Source organism: Streptomyces milbemycinicus, assembly GCF_002154605.1.
In the GTDB taxonomy this organism is placed as follows: domain Bacteria; phylum Actinomycetota; class Actinomycetes; order Streptomycetales; family Streptomycetaceae; genus Streptomyces; species Streptomyces milbemycinicus.
The window spans coordinates 38,876-58,102 of record NZ_MUNE01000116.1 but is presented as its reverse complement, the minus strand read 5'-3'; the positions used below and the strand labels follow the sequence as shown (position 1 = coordinate 58,102).

Annotated in this window: 21 protein-coding genes and 1 tRNA gene; 11 read left to right on the top strand and 11 right to left on the bottom strand. The window is 69.4% G+C overall.

From position 1 onward, the window contains the following. On the bottom strand, positions 1-748 hold a 748-nt coding region (locus tag CCN51_RS10305), incomplete at its 3' end, for a maleate cis-trans isomerase family protein (RefSeq protein WP_086859468.1). Between the two features lie 211 nt (positions 749-959). Between CCN51_RS10305 and CCN51_RS10300 the strand changes: the two genes are divergently transcribed. Together CCN51_RS10300 and CCN51_RS10295 are read left to right on the top strand one after the other, a co-directional pair. Beyond that, entirely contained in the window at positions 960-1,907 is a 948-nt protein-coding gene (locus CCN51_RS10300; RefSeq protein ID WP_043487538.1) for a D-2-hydroxyacid dehydrogenase, read from the top strand. A 13-nt stretch (positions 1,908-1,920) separates the two neighbouring features. After that, positions 1,921-3,339, top strand: coding sequence for an amidase (locus CCN51_RS10295; RefSeq protein ID WP_014179397.1), 1,419 nt, complete (start codon positions 1,921-1,923; stop codon positions 3,337-3,339). A gap of 91 nt (positions 3,340-3,430) precedes the next feature. Here the strand turns inward: CCN51_RS10295 and CCN51_RS10290 are convergent, their stop codons facing one another. Then, positions 3,431-3,931: a DUF3830 family protein gene (locus CCN51_RS10290; RefSeq protein ID WP_043487537.1), complete on the bottom strand. Its 501-nt coding sequence runs from the start codon at positions 3,929-3,931 to the stop codon at positions 3,431-3,433. 117 nt (positions 3,932-4,048) lie between these two features. Here CCN51_RS10290 and ehuB point away from each other — a divergent pair, with 117 nt between their 5' ends. From ehuB to CCN51_RS10255, 7 genes are all read left to right on the top strand, one after another. Beyond that, positions 4,049-4,963 (top strand): ectoine/hydroxyectoine ABC transporter substrate-binding protein EhuB, encoded by a 915-nt coding sequence (ehuB, locus tag CCN51_RS10285; RefSeq protein ID WP_086859466.1) that lies wholly within the window; start codon positions 4,049-4,051, stop codon positions 4,961-4,963. Continuing rightward, positions 4,960-5,712: an ectoine/hydroxyectoine ABC transporter permease subunit EhuC gene (ehuC, locus tag CCN51_RS10280; RefSeq protein ID WP_014179394.1), complete on the top strand. Its 753-nt coding sequence runs from the start codon at positions 4,960-4,962 to the stop codon at positions 5,710-5,712. Before ehuB ends, ehuC begins: the two co-directional genes overlap by 4 nt. Then, positions 5,709-6,359, top strand: a complete 651-nt coding sequence (gene ehuD / locus CCN51_RS10275; protein WP_014179393.1) for an ectoine/hydroxyectoine ABC transporter permease subunit EhuD — start codon at positions 5,709-5,711, stop codon at positions 6,357-6,359. The genes ehuC and ehuD overlap by 4 nt, the downstream gene beginning before the upstream one ends. A 22-nt stretch (positions 6,360-6,381) precedes the next feature. Continuing rightward, the gene (ehuA, locus tag CCN51_RS10270; protein ID WP_014179392.1) at positions 6,382-7,152 is read left to right on the top strand and encodes an ectoine/hydroxyectoine ABC transporter ATP-binding protein EhuA; all 771 of its coding nucleotides are present in this window, start codon (positions 6,382-6,384) and stop codon (positions 7,150-7,152) included. Positions 7,153-7,430: 278 nt separating this feature from the next. Continuing rightward, the gene (locus CCN51_RS10265) at positions 7,431-8,192 is read left to right on the top strand and encodes an IclR family transcriptional regulator (protein ID WP_014179391.1); all 762 of its coding nucleotides are present in this window, start codon (positions 7,431-7,433) and stop codon (positions 8,190-8,192) included. Between the two features lie 60 nt (positions 8,193-8,252). Continuing rightward, a tRNA-Lys gene (locus CCN51_RS10260) sits at positions 8,253-8,326 on the top strand. Positions 8,327-8,531: 205 nt separating this feature from the next. Then, the gene (locus CCN51_RS10255) at positions 8,532-9,119 is read left to right on the top strand and encodes a Uma2 family endonuclease (protein WP_043487533.1); all 588 of its coding nucleotides are present in this window, start codon (positions 8,532-8,534) and stop codon (positions 9,117-9,119) included. Between the two features lie 59 nt (positions 9,120-9,178). On the opposite strand, the gene CCN51_RS10250 is transcribed toward CCN51_RS10255, so the two are convergent. The 3 genes from CCN51_RS10250 to CCN51_RS10240 are packed head-to-tail and all read right to left on the bottom strand — an operon-like array spanning position 9,179 to position 11,939. Then, a complete protein-coding gene (locus tag CCN51_RS10250) occupies positions 9,179-10,207 on the bottom strand; it encodes an ABC transporter substrate-binding protein (protein WP_014179389.1) in 1,029 nt (342 codons plus the stop codon). Between the two features lie 54 nt (positions 10,208-10,261). Next, entirely contained in the window at positions 10,262-11,134 is an 873-nt protein-coding gene (locus CCN51_RS10245; protein ID WP_014179388.1) for an ABC transporter permease, read from the bottom strand. Further along, complete coding sequence (locus CCN51_RS10240; protein ID WP_043487532.1) at positions 11,127-11,939, bottom strand: ABC transporter ATP-binding protein; 813 nt, start codon at positions 11,937-11,939, stop codon at positions 11,127-11,129. Before CCN51_RS10240 ends, CCN51_RS10245 begins: the two co-directional genes overlap by 8 nt. 225 nt (positions 11,940-12,164) lie before the next feature. On the opposite strand from CCN51_RS10240, the gene CCN51_RS10235 reads away from it, so the two are divergent. Continuing rightward, entirely contained in the window at positions 12,165-13,886 is a 1,722-nt protein-coding gene (locus tag CCN51_RS10235) for a sensor histidine kinase (RefSeq protein ID WP_014179386.1), read from the top strand. Further along, the gene (locus tag CCN51_RS10230) at positions 13,883-14,578 is read left to right on the top strand and encodes a response regulator (protein ID WP_014179385.1); all 696 of its coding nucleotides are present in this window, start codon (positions 13,883-13,885) and stop codon (positions 14,576-14,578) included. Before CCN51_RS10235 ends, CCN51_RS10230 begins: the two co-directional genes overlap by 4 nt. A 28-nt stretch (positions 14,579-14,606) precedes the next feature. On the opposite strand, the gene CCN51_RS10225 is transcribed toward CCN51_RS10230, so the two are convergent. From CCN51_RS10225 to CCN51_RS10200, 6 genes are read right to left on the bottom strand one after another with little or no spacing between them, the layout of a single operon-like run. Continuing rightward, positions 14,607-14,858 (bottom strand): hypothetical protein, encoded by a 252-nt coding sequence (locus CCN51_RS10225; RefSeq protein ID WP_014179384.1) that lies wholly within the window; start codon positions 14,856-14,858, stop codon positions 14,607-14,609. Beyond that, positions 14,855-15,196, bottom strand: coding sequence for a hypothetical protein (locus CCN51_RS10220; RefSeq protein WP_014179383.1), 342 nt, complete (start codon positions 15,194-15,196; stop codon positions 14,855-14,857). The genes CCN51_RS10225 and CCN51_RS10220 overlap by 4 nt, the downstream gene beginning before the upstream one ends. A gap of 51 nt (positions 15,197-15,247) precedes the next feature. Next, positions 15,248-15,889: a response regulator gene (locus CCN51_RS10215; RefSeq protein ID WP_014179382.1), complete on the bottom strand. Its 642-nt coding sequence runs from the start codon at positions 15,887-15,889 to the stop codon at positions 15,248-15,250. Continuing rightward, positions 15,882-17,165: a sensor histidine kinase gene (locus CCN51_RS10210; protein WP_014179381.1), complete on the bottom strand. Its 1,284-nt coding sequence runs from the start codon at positions 17,163-17,165 to the stop codon at positions 15,882-15,884. Before CCN51_RS10210 ends, CCN51_RS10215 begins: the two co-directional genes overlap by 8 nt. A gap of 8 nt (positions 17,166-17,173) precedes the next feature. Next, positions 17,174-17,950, bottom strand: a complete 777-nt coding sequence (locus CCN51_RS10205) for an ABC transporter permease (protein WP_014179380.1) — start codon at positions 17,948-17,950, stop codon at positions 17,174-17,176. After that, a complete protein-coding gene (locus CCN51_RS10200; RefSeq protein WP_014179379.1) occupies positions 17,947-18,849 on the bottom strand; it encodes an ABC transporter ATP-binding protein in 903 nt (300 codons plus the stop codon). The genes CCN51_RS10205 and CCN51_RS10200 overlap by 4 nt, the downstream gene beginning before the upstream one ends. Positions 18,850-19,227 lie beyond the last annotated feature (378 nt).

Here is a 19,227-nt window from a genome sequence, read left to right as displayed (position 1 = left end):
CCGGGCCGCGCCGGGCCGCCGGATCCAGCAGGGCCTGGTACGGCCCGACCGCCCGTTCGCCGATCGCCCGCAGCGCCGCCCACATCGTCACCTGGTTCGCCGACAGGACGGGCATCCGCAGCTCGGCCTCCAGCTGCGGGATCACGTCGTACGTGGGGAGGTTGGTGCAGCTGATGAAGAGCGCGTCGGCCGCCCCGACCACCGCCTGCCGCGCCATGTCGACCACATCGCGGTAGGGCACCTTCCAGATGTGCCTGGTCAGCCCGAGGTACGCCCGCCCGGTCACGGTGATCCCGGCCTCGCCCAGATACTCCTCCAGGGAGTCGGTCACCGACTTCGTATAGGGCGTCACCACAGCGATACGCCGGGCGCCGATCTCCCGCAGCGCGTCGAGCAGCGCCCCCGACGTGGTGAGCGAAGGCAACTCGCCCGCCTGCGTCATCGCCGCGCACATCGCGCGCTCACCGGCGACGCCACCGACGAAGCTGCCCGAAGTGCAGGCGTACGCCACCACCTCGGGCGCGATCGCGCACAGGGCGCGCACCGCATCGTGCAGAGTTTCATGCTCGCTGACGAGCCGCGCCAGATCGAGGCTCACCTCGACCGGAACGAACGGAGTGCGCGTCAGATGCAGGGAGACCTCATCGGGCGCCCAGCGCCACAGCTCACGATCGAGCGCGAAATCGAATGGTGCTACGACGCCCACACCGCGCTGCGGCTGTGGGCCACCCAGAAAAGAGACGTCCATGAGCGAGCCCCAATACACAACGGAGGGCTGGACCATTGGCCAGAGGGAAAGAGCCGGCCTGAATGCCGGGACGTCGGGACAGATGCCGGAGCGATGCCGTTATTGACGACGGTAGTTTCCGCTGCCTAGCGTGGTCAATCCTCGCTCTGAGGCGACTTCCCGACACCCTCGACAGCCAAGCGCACCTACGTTTCGAAACGGTTTCTCGCCCATGACCGAAAGCACTGTGGTCGTCTTCGGCGACGACCCTCCCGTCCGTCTCGACCGGCTGGCCGGCCGCGCCAAGATCCTTGTGTGCGACGAGTCCTCGCTGCCCGAACTGCTCCCCGTCGCCGACGCTCTGCTCGTCTGGGACTTCGCCTCCGACGCGGTACGCGCCGCCTGGCCCGGCAGCGGGCCCAGGCCGCGCTGGGTCCATACCGCGAGCGCGGGCGTGGACCGGCTGATGTGTACTGAACTGATCGAATCCGACACGGTGTTGACCAACGCCCGGGGCGTCTTCGAGCAGCCGATCGCCGAGTACGTCGCGGGGATCGTCATCGCCATGGCCAAGGACTTCTACGGAAGTTGGGAGCTCCAGCGGCAGCGCCGCTGGCGCCACCGCGAGACGATGAGGCTCGCCGGGACCCGGGCGGTCGTCGTCGGCGCCGGCCCGATCGGCCGGGCCATCGGCCATACGCTGGCCGCACTCGGCATCGTGGTCGACCTGGTGGGACGTACGGCGCGCGAGGGCGTACGCGGCGCCGACGAGCTGAACGGGCTGCTGTCGGAGGCCGACTGGGTGGTCTGCGCGGCACCGCTGACCGACGGTACACGCGGCATGTTCGGGCGGGACGCCTTCGCCCGGATGAAGTCGAGCGCCGTGTTCATCAATGTGGGACGCGGTCCGCTGGTTGTCCAGGACGACCTGGTAACGGCGCTGGTCGCGCGGCATATCGCGGGCGCGGTGCTGGATGTGTTCGAGCATGAGCCGCTGGCCGCCGACGACCCCCTGTGGGACGTTCCGGGGCTGTTCGTCTCGCCCCATATGAGCGGCGACACGGTCGGCTGGCGGGACCAGCTCGCCGAGCAGTTCCAGGACAACTACGACCGCTGGGCCGCGGGAGAACCGCTGCTCAACGTCGTCGACAAGCGCCTGGGATACGTACCGGTCGACTAAAAGGAGAGGGTGGATGACCGATATCCACGATCTGACAGCCGTTCAACTCCTCGAGCGGTACGCCTCCGGCGACCTCTCCCCCGTCGAGGCCACCCGCGCCGCGCTGGAACGGATCGAACAGATCCAGCCAGAGGTCAACGCGTTCAGCCGGGTAGACGCGGAGGCCGCGCTGCAGCAGGCCGAGGAGTCGGCCGAGCGGTGGCGGCGCGGCGAACCCGCCGGCCTGGTGGACGGGGTGCCGGTGTCGGTGAAGGACATCCTGCTGCAGCGCGGCGGCCCCACGCTGCGCGGCTCGCTGACCGTCGCGCCCGACGGCCAGGCGTGGGATGAGGACGCGCCCTCGGTGGCCCGGCTGCGCGAGCACGGCGCGGTGTTCCTGGGCAAGACGACGACCCCGGAGTTCGGCTGGAAGGGCGTCACGGACAGCCCGGTGTACGGGGTGACCGGCAACCCGTACGACCCGCGGCGCACCGCGGGCGGCTCCAGCGGGGGCAGCGCCGCCGCGGTGGCGCTTGGCGCGGGTCCGCTGAGCCTGGGGACGGACGGCGGCGGTTCGGTCCGTATCCCGGCATCCTTCTGCGGCATCTTCGCGTTGAAACCCACCTACGGGAGGGTTCCGTTGTATCCGGCGAGTGCGTTCGGAACGCTCGCCCATGTGGGCCCGATGACCCGCGACGCGGCCGACGCGGCTCTCCTGATGGATGTGATCTCCGGCGCGGACTGGCGCGACTGGTCCCAGCTCGCGCCCCCGGAAGGCAGCTTCCAAGAGGCCATCACGGCGGGCGGGGGCGGCGTGGACGGGCTGCGCGTCGCCTACAGCCCGGCGCTCGGCGGGTCCGCGACGGTCGACCCGGAGGTGGCGGCGGCGGTACGGCGGGCGGTGGACCTGCTGGCGGACCTCGGCGCGTCCGTGGAGGAGATCGATCCGGGGATCGAGGACCCGGTCGAGGCGTTCCACACGCTGTGGTTCAGCGGGGCGGCGCGGGTGGTGCAGCCGCTCGGACAGGACAAGTGGGAGCTGCTGGACCCGGGGCTGCGCGACATCTGCGCCCAGGGCGCCGCGTACAGCGCGCTGCACTATCTGGCCGCCGTGGATGTGCGCATGGCGCTCGGAAAGGCCATGGGCCGGTTCCACTCCGCGTACGACCTGCTGGTCACCCCGACGCTGCCGATCACCGCGTTCGAGGCGGGGGCCGAGGTGCCGAAGGGATCCGATCACACGCGGTGGACAGGCTGGACGCCCTTCACCTACCCCTTCAACATGACCCAGCAGCCCGCGGCGAGCCTGCCCTGCGGGCTGTCCGCCGACGGGCTGCCGATCGGGGTGCAGCTGGTGGCCGCCCGCCACGCGGACGCGGTGGTGCTACGGGCGGCGCACGCGCTGTACGAGGCGGGGCTGGCTGACGGCGTCAGGCCGCCCAGCCGCCCCTGACTCTGTGGTGGTCTTGAGACGGCGACACGCCGTGCCGTCGGCGTGTCGCCGTCCCATACTCACCGCAAGCTGAGGCTTCGGACGTGCGCGCCTACGCCCGCCGGAAGCTCAGCGTCTCCCCCAGCGCCCCGGCCCGCCACAGGTCCTGGCAGGCGTCGGCCATCCGGTCGAGGCCGTCGACGACCGCGCCCCAGACGATGCCCGGCACCCACCCCGCGTCGCCGTTGATCAGCAGGTTGTTGCGCTCGTAGAAGAGCGCGAGGTCGACGACCCGCTGCTGCCCCTGGTGCTTGGCCTGCTGCTCATAGCCGTAGGAGGCGGTGCCGAGCTGGGTGTCGGTGAAGCTGAAGTAGCACAGGTCACCGGGGATGGGGGTGATGGTCGGGTTCTCCAGGGGCGGCTCCTCGGGGGCGAAGGGAGGCAGCAGCGCGTAGATCTCGTTGCGCGCGTACTTGGCGTGGTAGACGTCGCCGCCCAGGGGCAGCGCGTTCCACACCGCCTCGCAGGTGATGGGCGCGCGGTCGTCGAGGAGTTTCGCGGTGCAGCTCACGCCCCTCTTAGCGAGCGATACCTCGATAAACCGGTCAGCCATGACATTCCTCCCACTCGTTTCCGGACCTGTTGCCGGGAGCGCCTACCCAGACCGGTCGAGCGTCAAGGGCCGAAAACGATCTGCATATATTCAGCGCGGTCGGGTAGCCGCGCGCCCATGGCTCCACCACGAGGGATACACAAGGACATCAGCGGAAGACGGCTGAACCGCCGCGCGCTACTGGCGGGCGGGGCGGCCATGGGTCTGCTGGGCGCCACGGCCTGTAGCCGGGTGTCCAGCGCCGATTCCAAGGACGGGGGAAACCTGCTGAGTCGCCTGCGGTCGCAGGGGACGGTACGCCTGGGTATCGCGGGTGAGATCCCGTTCGGCTACATCGACAAGAACGGCGACTTCACCGGCGAGGCGCCGGAAATCGCGAAGGTGATCTTCAAACGGCTGGGGGTGGCACATGTCCAGCCGGTTCCGACCGAGTTCGCGTCGCTGATACCGGGGCTGCGCTCGCAGCAATTCGACGTGGTCTCCGCCGGTATGTACATCAATCCGGACCGCTGCCAGCAGGTGATCTTCTCGGACCCCGACTACCGCGTCCGTGACTCGTTCATCGTGCGCAAGGGCAACCCCAAGAACCTGCACAAGTACGAGGACTTCGCCAAATCGGGGGCGAAGCTCGCCAGCGGCTCCGCGTACGCCCAGATCGGCTACGCGGTCAACGCCGGGGTGAAGGAGAGCGACATCATGGTGCTCCCCGACCAACTGGCCGGGCTGCTGGCGGTCGAACAGGGCCGCGCGGACGCCTTCGCGGGTACGGCGGTGACGGTGCGCAATGTGATCCGGCAGAGCGGGGGCCGCCGGGTCGAGGCAACCGAGCCGTTCCAGGCGCTGCTCGACGGCAAACCGGACGTCGGCGCGGGCGGTTTCGCCTTCCGCCCGGAGGAGACCAAGCTCCGGGACGCCTTCAATGCCGAGCTGCACAAGATGAAGAAGAGCGGCGAACTCCTGCGCATCGTGGGCCCGTTTGGCTTCACCAAGGCCGAGATGACGGATCTGACCGCCAAGGAGCTGTGCCGATGACGTCCGGACTGTGGGAGAAATGGCTCCTTCCAGGGGTCTGGATCACCATCCAGCTCACCCTCTACAGCGCGCTCCTCGCCGCCGCCATCGCCTTCGGCGTCGGTATCGCCCGTAACTCCAGGCTGTGGATCGTCCGCTTCCTCACGGGCTGCTACGTCGAGATCTTCCGGGGCACCTCGGCCCTGGTGCTGATGTTCTGGCTGTTCTTCGTGATGCCGCTGGGGTTCCAGTTCCAGTTGCTGCCGATGTGGGCGGCGGTGCTCGCCCTGGGCCTGACGTACGGCGCGTACGGCTCCGAGATCGTGCGCGGCGCGATCGGCGCCGTGGCCCCGGCGCAGCGCGAGGCGGCGATCGCGCTCAGCTTCACGCCCGCGCAGCGGATGCGGCGGGTGATCCTGCCGCAGGCGATCCCCGAGATGATCCCGCCGTTCAACAACCTTCTGATCGAGCTGCTGAAGGCGACGGCGCTGGTCTCCGCGGTGAGCGTCGCGGACATCACCTTCGCCGCCCAGCTCTCGCGGCTGGCGACCGGTGACAGCCTGGAGATCTACTCGATCATCCTCGTCCTCTACTTCGTGCTGGCCTTCGTCCTCACCCGGCTGATGCGGCTGCTGGAACGGCGCGCCAAGGCAGGCATCGGGCAGGCGCCGGAACGGCGCAGAAAGGGCCCGCTGGTGACCCGGAAGCTGTCCGCCGCCCAGGAGACCGAGCAGTCCGCCAACCTGATCACGGCGGGAGGTGCCCAGTGAACTGGGACTGGGACGTCGCCAAGGACTTCCTCCCCGAGCTGGGCGACGGGCTGCTGATCACCCTCGAGGCGACCGCCCTGGGCTCGGTGCTCTCCTTCGCGCTCGGCCTGGTGTGGGCGCTGGCCTTCCGCTCACCGACGCGCTTCGTACGCTGGCCGGTGGCCGCGGTGGTGGAGTTCATCCGCAACACCCCGCTGCTGGTCCAGCTGTTCTTCTTCTACTACGTACTGCCGACCTGGGACATCAAGTTCTCCGCGCTGACCACCGGGGTGATCGCGCTCGGCCTGCACTACTCGACGTACACCGCCGAGGTGTACCGGGCCGGTATCGACGGGGTGCCCAAGGGCCAGTGGGAGGCGTGCACCGCGCTCAGCCTCTCGCGCGGCCGCACCTGGATCGCGGTGATCCTGCCGCAGGCGATCCGCCGGGTCGTGCCGGCCCTCGGCAACTACGTGATCGCGATGCTGAAGGACTCGCCGATGCTCGCCCTCATCGGGGTCGTCGACATGCTCCAAAAGGCACGGGCGCACGGCGCCACGTCCTTCGAGTACATCGAGCCCTACACGATGGTCGGCATCGCCTTCATCCTCATCGCCTATCCGGCATCCCTTCTCATGCGAGCCCTGGAGCGTCGCCTTGGCCACTGAAACCGAGCACAAGAACCCTGCCGTGGACGGCAGTGAACTGATCCGATTCGACCGGGTGACCAAGCGCTTCGGCGACAACACGGTCCTCGACGACCTCGACTTCTCGGTGTCCTCCGGGAAGCATGTGACCCTCATAGGCCCGTCCGGGTCCGGCAAGACCACGATCCTGCGGCTGCTGATGACGCTGATCAAACCGGACCAGGGCAAGATCCAGGTCGACGGCGAATGTCTCACCCATGAGAACCGCGGCGGAAAGCTGGTCGAGGCGAGCGAGAAGCACACCCGCGAGGTGCGCAAGAAGATCGGAATGGTCTTCCAGCAGTTCAACCTCTTCCCGAATATGCGGGTGCTGCGGAACATCACCGAGGCCCCGGTCCATGTGCTGGGCCTGAGCAAGGACGAGGCCGAGGAGCGGGCCCGCGAGCTGCTGGACCTGGTCGGGCTCGGCAACAAGTGCGACGCCTACCCGACGCAGCTGTCGGGCGGGCAGCAGCAGCGGGTGGCGATCGCGCGGGCGCTGGCGATGCGGCCGCAGGTGATGCTGCTGGACGAGGTGACCTCGGCGCTCGACCCGGAGCTGGTGGCCGGAGTGCTGGACGTACTGCGTGATATCGCTCACACGACGGACATCACGATGCTGTGCGTGACGCACGAGATGAACTTCGCCCGGGACATCTCCGACGAGGTGTTGATGTTCGACTCGGGCCGGGTGATCGAGGCCGGACCGCCCGAGAAGATCTTCACCGAGCCGGAGCACGAGCGTACTCGCGAGTTTCTCAGCGCAGTGCTCTAGCGGGCGCAATGACGGCGGACCGGCGGCAGCCCCGCCGGTCCGCCTCGCACAGAGCATGCCTATGGCATATGCCAGGGTGGTGCGCCGCTGTTGAGCGGGCCCGTCGCACACCATCAATATGCTCAACACCCGCACCGAATCGCCCGCTTGGCGGCTATCGTGGTACGAAGCCGCGCCGCGTAAAGCTGCCACTGGCGAACCTAAGGTGCTGACCCTATGGCCATGACCTGCGGCGACGGCGCCGACGCAAGCGGTCACAACCTGCTAGGGGGGAAACCGTGGCGCTCAAGCCCGAGTCGACCGCGCCGTTCCACTCGGTACGGCACGCCCTCCGGGTCCTCGAAGTCGTCTCCCACCACACCAACGGCGTGACCGACGCCGGCATCGCCCGCGAAACCGGCCTGCCACCCGCGCACCTCGCCCAGCTGCTGCGGATGCTGCGCCGCGAGGGCTATGTGGAGCAGGTCGCCGACGGAGCCTATGTCGCCGGCACCTCCCTGTCCCTCCTGGGCTCCACCGGCCCCGACCGCCAGACCGCGGTCGAGCACAAACTCCAGAAGTCGCTCGCCGCCCTGCGCGACTCGGTCGGCGCGGCGATCTACCTCAGCCGCTATATCGACGGCGAGGTCCGGATCACCCAGTACGCCGACAGCCCCCGCACCCCCAAGGTCAACGAGTGGGTCGACTTCCGCTCCGCGGTCCACGCCCTTGCCGTCGGCAAATGCCTGCTGACCCAGCTCGACCACGACGGCCGCCGCGACCACTTCTCCCGCCACAAGACCGTGCGGTTCACCTCCCGCACCACGACCAACGAAAAGGTCCTCTTCCGCAAACTCGAAAGCCAACCCGCCACGGTCCCCGTCCTCGACCTGCAGGAATACGCCGTCGGCACCGTCTGCGCCGCCGTCCCCATAACCGCCGGCCGCGCCGCCGGCTGCCTGGCCCTCTCCCTCCCCCTGGAGCACGCCCACCGCCTGCGCCAGGCCGCGTACACCCTGAACCGGGAGGCGGCACCGGTGCTGCTGTCCCTCACGATCTGAGGGCGGGCGCGGCGGTCAGGAGCACCCCTCCATGGCGGGTAGTATTTACGACGTCAGCAGGCGCCGCTAGCTCAGTTGGTTAGAGCAGCTGACTCTTAATCAGCGGGTCCGGGGTTCGAGTCCCTGGCGGCGCACCTTGGCTTTTAGAGCCACTGACCTGGGGTTTCTCGGTTCTCCGAGAAACCCCAGTCGCGTTTTCGGGGCCATCGGTGCCATGACCCACGTCGCGCGTCACTGTCTGAGATCGAACAATCACTCGCAGGAGTGATCCTCGGCGGAATGTGCCCCAGTCGTGCATGCATCCGGAAACACTGGCTTCCACCAGGAAAGGGGTGCAACATGACGGTTATGACCGAGCGCACGTCACACATGCTGGTGGAGGAGTTCGAGGAGATCGCCTTTGCCGCGCCCGAAACCGTCACGTTGGAGTTCATCAACGGACGGATCGAGGAGAAGTGCGTGCCGGACGGGGATCACGACGAAATCGTCAGGTGGCTGCAGAAGCGTTGCATGCAGCACCGTCCCGACCTCTGGCTCTACGCCGGGGAACGTGGCCTGAAGGTCGAGGCGTACCGCAAGGGACGCGCCCGCCCGGACGGAGTCTTGGCGCCAGACGGACACTTCGCAGGAGATGGTGAATGGTCCGACCCGGACGGGATCCTCATGACCGTCGAGGTCACCTCGCACGACCGGGACACCGACCGCCGGGACCGCATCGAGAAGCCCACCGCCTTCGCGGTGGCGGGCATCCCCATCTACCTCCTCGTAGACCGTGACGCCTGCTCGGTCATCGTCCACACCAACCCCGACCCGAAGCTCGGCCGCTACCGCGACATTCACCAGGCGTCCTTCGGGGAGCAGGTCGTGCTCCCCGAGCCGGTCGGCATCACGCTCGACACCGACGTCCTGAAGAGCTACGTCCGCTGACGCGCCCCCGCAGGGGACGCCCTGGCCGGTCGACTGTCCGACCGGCCGGGCCCCTGGGCTCAGCCCGCCTTCTTCACGAACTCCGTGGTGTAGGTCTTGTTCAGGTCCACCGTCGCGTTCTTCAGGTTCGGGTTGAAGGACTTCAGGACGCGCTCGACCGTCGCCGGGCCGTCCGCCGGCATGACGCCGTCCTTGGTGAACATCGGGAGGGTGGACTTGATCGCCTGGGCGTAGAGCTCCTTGCCGCCCTGGGCGTAGTCGGCCGGCATCTTGGCGGCGATTTCCTCGGGGGTGTGGGTGGACATCCACTTGAGGGTCTTCACGAAGGCGTTGGCCAGCTTCTGGACGGTGTCCTTGTGGCTGTTCACCCAGGACGTGTTCATGTAGAGGCTGGAGGAGGGGTACGGGCCGCCGAGGGCGGCCTTGGAGCCTTCGGGGGTGCGCATGTCGATGAGGATCTTGCCGAGCTTCTGGTCCAGGACCTGCGCGACGGTGGGGTCGGTGGTCATGCCGCCCTGGATCGCGCCCTGCTTCAGGGCCGCGATGAAGGTCTGGCCCGCGCCGACCGCGACCGGGGTGAATTCGCTGGTCTTCACGCCGCTGTTCACGGCCAGGTACTTGGTGAGGAAGTCGGTGGAGGAGCCGAGGCCGGTGACGCCGAGCTTCTTGCCCTTGAAGTCCTTGGGCGAGGTGATCTCCCCCGCCGCCTTGTTGGAGACGATCTCCACCTCGCCGGGTGCGTGGGAGAACTGCACGACGGACTCCACCTGCTTGCCCTTGACCTGGAGGTCCAGCGTGTGGTCGTAGAAGCCGACCGCGCCCTGCACCTCGCCGGCCACCAGGGAGGTTTCGGCCTGAACGCCGGCCGGCTCGCTGAGGAGCTGGACGTCGAGGCCCTCGTCCTTGAAGTAGCCGAGTTGCTGGGTGAGCATCGCGGGCAGGTAGATGACCTTGTCCAGGCCACCCACCATGATCTTGACCTTGCCGTCCTTGCCGTCCCCGCCGGAGTCGCTGCCGCATGCGGTGAGGGTGGTCAGGGAGAGCGCCGCGGCGACCGCCACCGCGGAGATCTTGGCGTAGCTGCGCATGTCACACGTCCTTGGGAGAAAGAGGGATTCAGAAAGGGGAGGGAGAAGGGCGCGTCAGTGGTCGGCGCCCGGCTGGGCCGGCTTCCAGCGGAACAGCCGCCGCTCCAGGAAGGTCAGCAAGCCCTCGGCCAGCAGGGCCACAACGGCGAGGATCACCATCGCCGCGTACACCCCGGCCGCGTTGAACGTGGACTGCGAGGTCGCGACCAGCAGCCCGATCCCCTTCGTGGCACCGATGTACTCGCCGACGATCGCGCCGATCAGCGCGAAGCCGAAGCTGACATGCAGGCTGGTGAAGATCCACGAGGTGGCGGAGGGGATCACGACCTGGAGGGTGACCTGGCGGTTGCTCGCGCCGAGGATGCGGGAGTTGGCCACCAGGTTGCGGTCGACCTCCCGGGCGCCCTGGAAGGCGTTGAAGAAGACGGGGAAGAAGACCAGCACGACCGCCGAGGCGACCTTCGAGGCCGGTCCGAGGCCGAACCAGATGAGGAAGATCGGGGCGAGGACGATACGGGGCAGCGCGTTGAGCACCTTGATGTAGGGGCCGAGTACGTCGGCGAGGAAGCGGGCCCGGCCGAGGCCGATGCCCAGGACCACGCCGGCGGCCACGCCGATGGCCCACCCGATCAGCGCTTCCTGGAGCGTCGTCCAGACCTGTTCCCACAGCGGGCCCTGGGCGGTGCCGTTCTGGATCCAGTCCTTCAGCTGGTCCCAGACCTTCGAGGGCATCGAGAAGTTGAACGGGTCGATGACCGAGGTACGGGCGAACCACTCCCACAGCCCCAGCACCGCGACCAGCACCAGCGCACGGGCGCTCTGGACCAGGATCGCGCGTTTGCGGGCGGCCCGGGCCCTGGCTGTCGTACGGCTCGTGCCCTCTTTACCCGCGTTGTGCTTGCGTACGGCAGTCGTCGTCTCAGGCATTCGAGGCTCCTCTCTCGCGGGTGATCCGTACCTCTTCGCCGAGCGAGGCCCAGATCTCGCGGTAGATCTCGATGAAGCGGGGCTCCAGCCGCACCGACTCGACCTTGCGGGGCCGTGGCAGATCGATCTCGAACACTTCCTTGACGGTGGCCGGGCCGGCCGTCATGACCACGACCTTGTCGGCGAGGGCGATCGACTCCTCCAGGTCATGGGTGACGAAGACGACGGAGGCGCCGGTCCCTGACCACAGCTCAAGCAGTTCGTCGGACATCAGCGCCCGGGTCTGGACGTCGAGGGCCGAGAACGGCTCGTCCATGAGCAGGATCTCGGGGTCGTTGACGAAGGTGGCCGCGAGCGCGACGCGCTTGCGCTGGCCGCCGGACAGCTGGTGCGGATAGCGGTCCTCGAAGGACGCGAGCCCGACCCGGGCCAGCCATTCGCGCGCCCGTTCCTTGGCCTCCGCCTTCGGTACGCCGCGGAAGCGGGGCCCGGCCATCACGTTGGACAGCACGCTGCGCCAGGGGAAGACGGCGTCCTGCTGGAAGACGAAGCCGACCTTGGATCCGATACCGCTGACCGGCTCGCCGGTCACCAGCACATCGCCTTCCGTGGGCTCTTCCAAGCCGCTGACCAGCGTCAGCGTCGTGGACTTGCCGCATCCGGTGGGGCCGACCACGGCGACGAACTCGCCCCGCCCGACGGTCAGGTCCAGATCCCTGACGGCGGTGTGGAGACCCCCGGACGGAGTCCGGAACACCTTGCTAACGCCCCGCAACTCGATGGCAGGGCTCGTTTGTCTGCTCATGGCCGAGGAGGCTAGGAGTGGCGCGGGCCACACCGGCAGCCTTATGGGCACAACGCGTTCTTGTGCGCACAAACCCCGTTCTGCTCGTTTAGCTCGCGCTACGGCAACGAATCCGCTACGGACCCTGGGCAACCAGCACAGAGCGCCCTTACCGTGCGATTGCAACGACGTAAACGGAATAGCTCGTACCGCATACGCGGAGGGCCTGGAGACGGGGGTGACGAGATGCGGATCCGCTGGCCCAGACGCGTCTCCGGCCAGGTGTTGGCCGTACAGCTGACCCTCACCGCCGGGGTGATGGTGCTCGCCACCGGGCTCTTCCTCGCCCCGCTCAGCTCCGAGATCGACGATCAGGCGATGCACAAGGCGCTCTCCATCGCCCAGGCCACCGCCGCCGACCCCGGCCTCGCCCACGATCTGCTGACCACCGAGCCCAGCGCGCGCGGGCCGGTGCAGCAGGCGGCCGAGCGGATCCGCCGGGCCACCGGGGCGCTGTACGTCGTGGTGCTGGACCGGCGCGGGGTGCGCTGGTCGCACACCAACACCGGGCGCATCGGCGAACACGTCTCGACCGATCCGGAGGCGGCGCTCTCCGGGCAGGAGGTCATGCAGATCGACGTCGGCACCCTGGGCCGCTCGGCCCGCGCCAAGGTGCCGCTGCGCACCGCCGACGGGAAGATCGTCGGCGCGGTCTCGGTCGGCATCGGCTACGGCAGCGTCCACGACCAGCTGCTCGCCACCCTGCCCCGGCTGCTGCTGTACGCAGGCATGGCGCTCGCCGTCGGCGTGCTGGCCGCGATCGGTGTCTCGCGCAGTCTGCACCGCCGTACGCACGGGGTCGCGTTCGCCGATATCTCGGCGCTGCTCGACGAGCGCGAGGCGATGCTGCACGGCATCCGCGAGGGCGTCGTCGCCTTCGACCGGGAGGGCCGGATACGGCTGATCAACGACGAGGCGCGGCGGCTGCTCGGCGTCGGCGCGGACGCCGCCGGCCACCCGCTGGAGGAGGCGCTGCCCCCGGGCCGTACCACGGAGGTGCTGGCGGGGCGGGCGGATGGGGCCGATCTGCTGACCGTCAGCGGTGGCCGGGTCCTGGTGGCCAACCGCATGCCGACCAAGGACGGCGGTGCGGTGGCGACGCTGCGCGACCGTACCGAACTGGAGCTGCTGGGCCGGGAGCTGGACTCCACCCGCGGGCTGCTGGACGCGCTGCGCGCCCAGGGCCATGAACACGCCAACCGGCTGCACACCCTGCTCGGACTGCTCGAACTGGGGCTCCACCAGCGGGCGGCGGAATTCATCTCCGGCCTCACCGACACCCACCGGGCCTCGGCCGAGCAGATCTCCGAGCGGGTGCGCGATCCGCTGCTCTCGGCGTTGCTCGTCGGGAAGGCCGCCATCGTGGCGGAGCGCGGGGTGTCCCTGCGCGTCTCGCCCCAGTCGCTGCTGTCCGAGCGGGTGGTCGACCCGCGCGATCTGGTGACCGTGCTCGGCAATCTGATCGACAACGCGCTGGACGCCGTGGCCTCGCAGCCGCGCCCCGACCCGTTCATCGAGGTCGAGCTGCGCGCCGAGGGCACCACCGCCGTACTGCGGGTCAGCGACAACGGCCCGGGGGTGCCGCCCGAGATGCGCGAACAGATCTTCGCCGAGGGCTGGTCCACCAAGCAGGATGTCCCTGTGCCGTCCCCGCGCGGGCGGGGCATCGGACTGGCCCTGGTGCGGCGGCTCGCCGAGCGGTACGGCGGGATGGCCCGGGTCACCGCCCGGGCGGGCGGGGGTGCGGTGTTCACCGTCATCCTCCCCGAAGCGCTCGACCTGGACGGCACCCCTGCCCCGGATGCGGCCCCGGGCCCGGATCCGGGTCCGGACCCGGCTCCAGCCGACGACATTCGCGCAGCCAACGTCCCCATCCAGCAGCTCACCGCAGCGGGAGAGTCACGATGATCGACGTCCTCGTCGTGGACGACGACTTCCACGTCGCCGAGATCAACTCCGCGTATGTGGCCCAGGTGCCCGGCTTCCGGGTCGCCGCCCGCGCCCATACCGCCGCGCAGGCCCTGGCCACGTTGGAGCGCACCCATGTCGACCTCGTCCTGCTCGACCACTACCTCCCCGACGAGACCGGGCTGACCCTCGTACGCCGGATGCGGCAGCTCGGCCACCACGCGGATGTGATCATGGTGACGGCGGCCTGCGATGTCGCCACCGTCCAGGCCGCCATGCGGTACGGCGCGCTGCAGTACCTGGTCAAGCCGTTCAACTTCGCGGGGCTGCGGGCCAAGCTCGACGGCTATATGACGCTGCGCCATACGCTGGAGGGGGTCGGCGGGCGCGGTGAGACGGGCCAGGAGCGGGTGGACCGTATCTTCGGCGCGTTCCGGACCGTCGACGCGACCGCCCGCTCCGCGCTTCCCAAGGGCCACTCCGCGCCGACCGTCGATCTCATCCGCCGCGCCCTGGACCAGGCCGACCACCCGCTGTCCGCGCATGAGGTCGCCGAACGCACCGGAATCAGCCGCTCCACCGCCCAGCGCTACCTCAAGTACCTGGAACACGCGGGGCGGATCAGTCTCACCCTCAAATACGGCGACACCGGCCGCCCCGAGCACCGCTACTCGTGGGTGGCGGTGAGCTGACGGGGCGGCCGGTGCAGGCGGCTTGTCTTCAGTACCGCTGTCGGCCGCCCGGGTAGTGGACCGGCTGACGGCACTCCGGCGCGCCGTCGGGCGGGAGTTGCCCGTCCAGCGCGTAGCACAGGGCCGCGTGCAACTGCTCCGCCGAGGCGGGGGTCAGCCGCAGTTCGGCCACGGCGAGATGCCGACCGCCGCTGCTGATCTGCAGCGGCAGCGCGAGGGCGCCACCGTCGGCGCGGTGCAGACCCTGCCCCGGGACGGGGCTGATCTTCCAGTGGGTCACGTTTTCTCCCGTCCGCTGCCTGGCGCGCTGCCGCCGTCCGCGCCGCCCCCGGTATCGACCTGACTGTCGTCGTCCACAGGCAGACGCGCTCCCCTGCTCTCGGCGACCCGAAGCACATCGCGCAGCGACTCGCACAGCCGCTCCGCAAGGAATCGCACTTCCCCGATGTCTGCCTTCCGGTCGCCGAGCAACGCGCGGGCATGGCCCAGGAGTTCCGCCCCCATGGTCAGCTGGAGGGCTTCGATCTCGTCTGCCCGTCGACTCAACCGGCTGTTGGCGCCGTCCGCCGCCAGGTAGCACGGCCGACCGTCCGGACTGGCCCACGGCAGCAGTCGCAAGCGGCTGCCGAGGGCGCGTCCCTCGGGAGCCGATGCCTGGACGCTTGAGGCTCACCCCAGAATGCCGCGGTCGTACGCCACGGCCACGGCAGCCGCCCGGTCCTTGACCCCCAACTTCCTGTACAGATGGGTCAGATGGGTCTTGACCGTCGCCTCGCTGATGAAGAGTTCCCGGGCGATCTCGCGGTTCGAGGTGCCCTTGGCTACCAGTTCGAGCACCTCGCGCTCACGGGCCGAGAGCACCTCGACCGTGGGGGTGGCGGGGTTCCTGACGGCACCGACGAGGCGGGATACGACGGCGGGCGACAGGACGGTGCGCCCTTCGGCGGCCGCGCGGACCGCCGTGAACAGCTCGTCGCGGGGTGCGTCCTTGAGGAGGTAGCCGGTGGCGCCCGCCTCGATCGCGGGGATGGTGTCGGAGTCCGTGTCGTACGTGGTGAGGACGAGGACCTTGGCGCGGGCGCCGCGCCGGGTGAGTTCTGCGATCGCCTCGACGCCGCTACCGGCAGGCATGCGCAGGTCCATCAGGATGACGTCCGGGTCCAGGTGCAGGGCGAGTTCGACCCCCTCGACACCGCCTGCGGCCTCGCCGAGGACGCTGAAGCCGGGATCGGAGGCGAACATGCCGCGCAGGCCGTCCCTGACGACGGGGTGGTCGTCGACGATCAGCAGCGTGATGGTCCGGTCAGCCATGCCGCACCAACGGTACGCGGGCGCTGATCGCGGTGCCCTGGCCGGGTTCCGACTCGACGGCGACGGTGCCGGCGATGCGTTCGGCGCGGGCGCGCATCCCGTCGAGGCCGAAGCCGCCGCTGCTGGTGCGCGGCGCCGCGGCGAGGGGGTCGAAGCCGCGGCCGTCATCGCGTATGTCCAGGGTGACCTCGTCGCCCATGTAGGAGAGGGTGACGCCCGCGCGGGCGGCGCGGGCGTGGCGGCCGGTGTTGGCGAGGGCCTCCTGGGCGATCCGCAGGAGGGTGGCGGCGACCTCGTCGTGCAGCGGCTCCTCAGTGCCGGTGACGGTGAGCCGGGCCGTGACGCCGGTGCGTTCGGACCACTCGCTGACGGTTTTCTTCAGCGCCTCCGGGAGCGTGTCGTGCTCCAGGGCTGCGGGAGAGAGGTTCTGTACGGAGCGCCGGGCCTCGCCCAGGGAGCGGCGGGCCAGCGCCTGGGCGCGGTCCAAGTGCTCGCGGGCCAGGCCCGGATCGGCGGTGGAGGAGACCACCTGGAGCTGGGTGATGATGCCGGTCAGGCCCTGGGCGATGGTGTCGTGGATCTCGGCGGCGAGGCGGCGTCGCTCGTCGGCGACGCCGGCCTCCCTCGCCTGGAGGACGAGTTGGGCGTGCAGGGCGGCGTTCTCGGCGAGGGCCTTCTCCAGGGCGGCGATGGTCTCGGCCCGCTCCTCGGCCTTCTCGGTCTCCTTGGCACCGAGGTGGTTGAGGCCGATGGCGAGCGTCGCGTTGAAGACGAGCAGCGCGCCGAAGACGACCCATTGCATCGGCGAGTCCGGCGGCAGACCGCCGGACTGGGAACCCGCCACGGCGACGGCGGACACCATGAGCCCGGCCCGGGCGGCGCGCGGCGGCAGCAGCCGCCCGGCGTCGAAGTAGCCGAGGCACGCATAGATCGCGAAGAAGGGATTGAGCCAGGTCAGGGCGAAGGCGAGGGCGGTGCGTAGCGCGAAGTAGACGCGACCGGCGGTGATCCCCTCGGGTAGCACCGGGGTGCCGGCCTCCCGCTCGGCGTCGGCCGCGTGCTCGGCCAAGGCTGCCGCCAGCAGCCGCGGCATGGCCCGGGACCACCACGCCTGCAGGGCCAGCACGACGAAGAGCAGAGCCCCTGCGGCGTACATCTCCCGCCGGGTCATCATCAGGGGGGCGGCCACGGCTCCGAGGAGCGTGGCGAGGCCCAGCAGGGCGTACGGCCCGTACCGGAAGAACTGCGCCCAGCGCTCCTCGACCGTCATCGTCATGGATTGAGCTACTCCCACTTGAACCAGCGGCGGGCCGCGGCGATCAGCAGGACCGCCCACAGCGCCGTGACCCCCAGGTGTATCCAGCCCGGCCATTCTCCCGCAGCGGCCTCGTCGAGAGCCTGTGCGGCGGCGCCCAGCGGGGTGAGGGTCACGATGTGCTGAAGGACATCGGGCATGGCCGCGACCGGCAGCCAGACACCGGAGGTGAACATCGCCGGGAAGAACACTGCCGAGCCTACTGCCTGGGTAATCTTGGTAGTGCGGCAGACGGCGGAGATGGTGGCGCCGAGCGCCAGGGTGGCCAGTGTGACGAGAACGAGCGCCACCAGGTATCCAAAGAGCTGGCGGGGCAGAGCCACGTCGAACACGATCCGGCCCACGGCGAGGGCGAGTAGCGCGGAGACCGCGATGGCGGCGCCGTGCAGCGCAATCTGCGCGCCGATGAGGGAGCCGGGCCGCACGGGAGTGCTGGACATGCGGCGCAGGATGCCGCGCTCGCGGTAGCCGGTGAGGACGGGCGGCATGGCCTGGAGGCCGGCCATGACCACAGCGAGCAGGATCGCGACGGGGACATAGAGGTCCACGACGCGCATGCCGCCCAGGTCGGCCGCATGCTCCCGGTTGGACGGGACGGCGCCCAGGATGCACAGCAGGATCGTGGGGAAGGCCAGCACCCAGAAGAGGGCGGCGGGCTCGCGCAGGATCAGGCGTGCCTCGGCCTTGAGGACGGCGGTGGCGCTGCCGTTGACGGCCATCGTGCGGCTGCGGGTGAGGGTGGTCATGCGTCCGGTCCCGTCAGGTCGAGGTAGGCGTCGTCCAAGGTGGCCTCGGTGACGCGGAGCTGGCGGGCGGAGATGCCCCGCCCGGCGAGCAGCGAGAGCACGGCATGAACGGTCTCATCCGTGCCGTTGACCACGATCCGGCCGTCCTTGTGCGTCACGGATGCGACCGAGGGCAGTTCCGCCAGCAGTTGCACCTCAAGCGGGGCCGAGGGCGTGAAGGAAATCGCCGTGCTGCCCGCGGTGCGTCCGATCAGTCCGGACGGGGTGTCCAGTGCGGTGATCCGGCCCTTGTCGATCAGGGCTATCCGGTCGCACAGGCGCTGTGCTTCCTCCATGAAGTGCGTGACCAGCAGCACGGTGACCCCGCTGTCGCGAATGTCCTGGATGAGCCGCCAGGTGTCGCGGCGGGCACGCGGGTCGAGGCCGGTGGTCAGCTCGTCCAGTACGACGATGTCGGGCTTGCCGACCAAGGCGAGCGCGATGGACAGGCGCTGCTTCTGGCCGCCGGAGAGCTTCGCGAACCGGGTGCGGAGCTTGTCGGTGAGTCCGAGGCGCTCGGCGAGGGCGCGCCAGTCGACGGGGTCCGGGTAGCAGGCGGCGTACAGTTCGAGCGCCTCGCTGACGGTGATCTTGGGCTGCAGGTCGCTCTCCTGGAGCTGCGCGCCCAGGATGCGGGTGACGGAGTCGCGGTCGGTGACGGGGTCGTACCCAGCGACGCGGACGCTGCCGCCGTCGGGGCGCCGTAGTCCCTCCACACACTCGACCGTGGTGGTCTTGCCGGCGCCGTTGGGGCCGAGGATCCCGAAGATCTCTCCCTCCTCGACGTCGAAGGACACGCCGTCGACGGCCTTCTTGCCCGCGTAGGCCTTGTGCAGGCCGCTGACTTCGATGATTGCCATGTAGATGAGCGTGCCGCGGCAGGACGACGGCGGACATCGCCCATCGCGCTCGAAGGAGCATCAGCCGATCGGCTGATGGCGCGTGCCCGGCTCGTGAACATAGGTGCATTCGGCGCTGGAGAGGCAGAGGCCCGGGCGGACGGAGGTTGATGTGCACGAGACAGCTCTGGAGCGGTACAGGGCGAGCATCGACGTCTCGGCGTGTTCCTTGTCCGCGAGGCGGAAAGCAGGAGGGAAACGGGAGTACTGACCATCCGGCAGCTACTTTGCGGCTGGGGTCGGAGAGTAGGAGTCCGGGGCCGACGAGGCGAGCGAGGCGCGTGGCGAATACGGCGACACCGGCCGCCCCGAGCACCGCTACTCGTGGGTGGCGGTGAG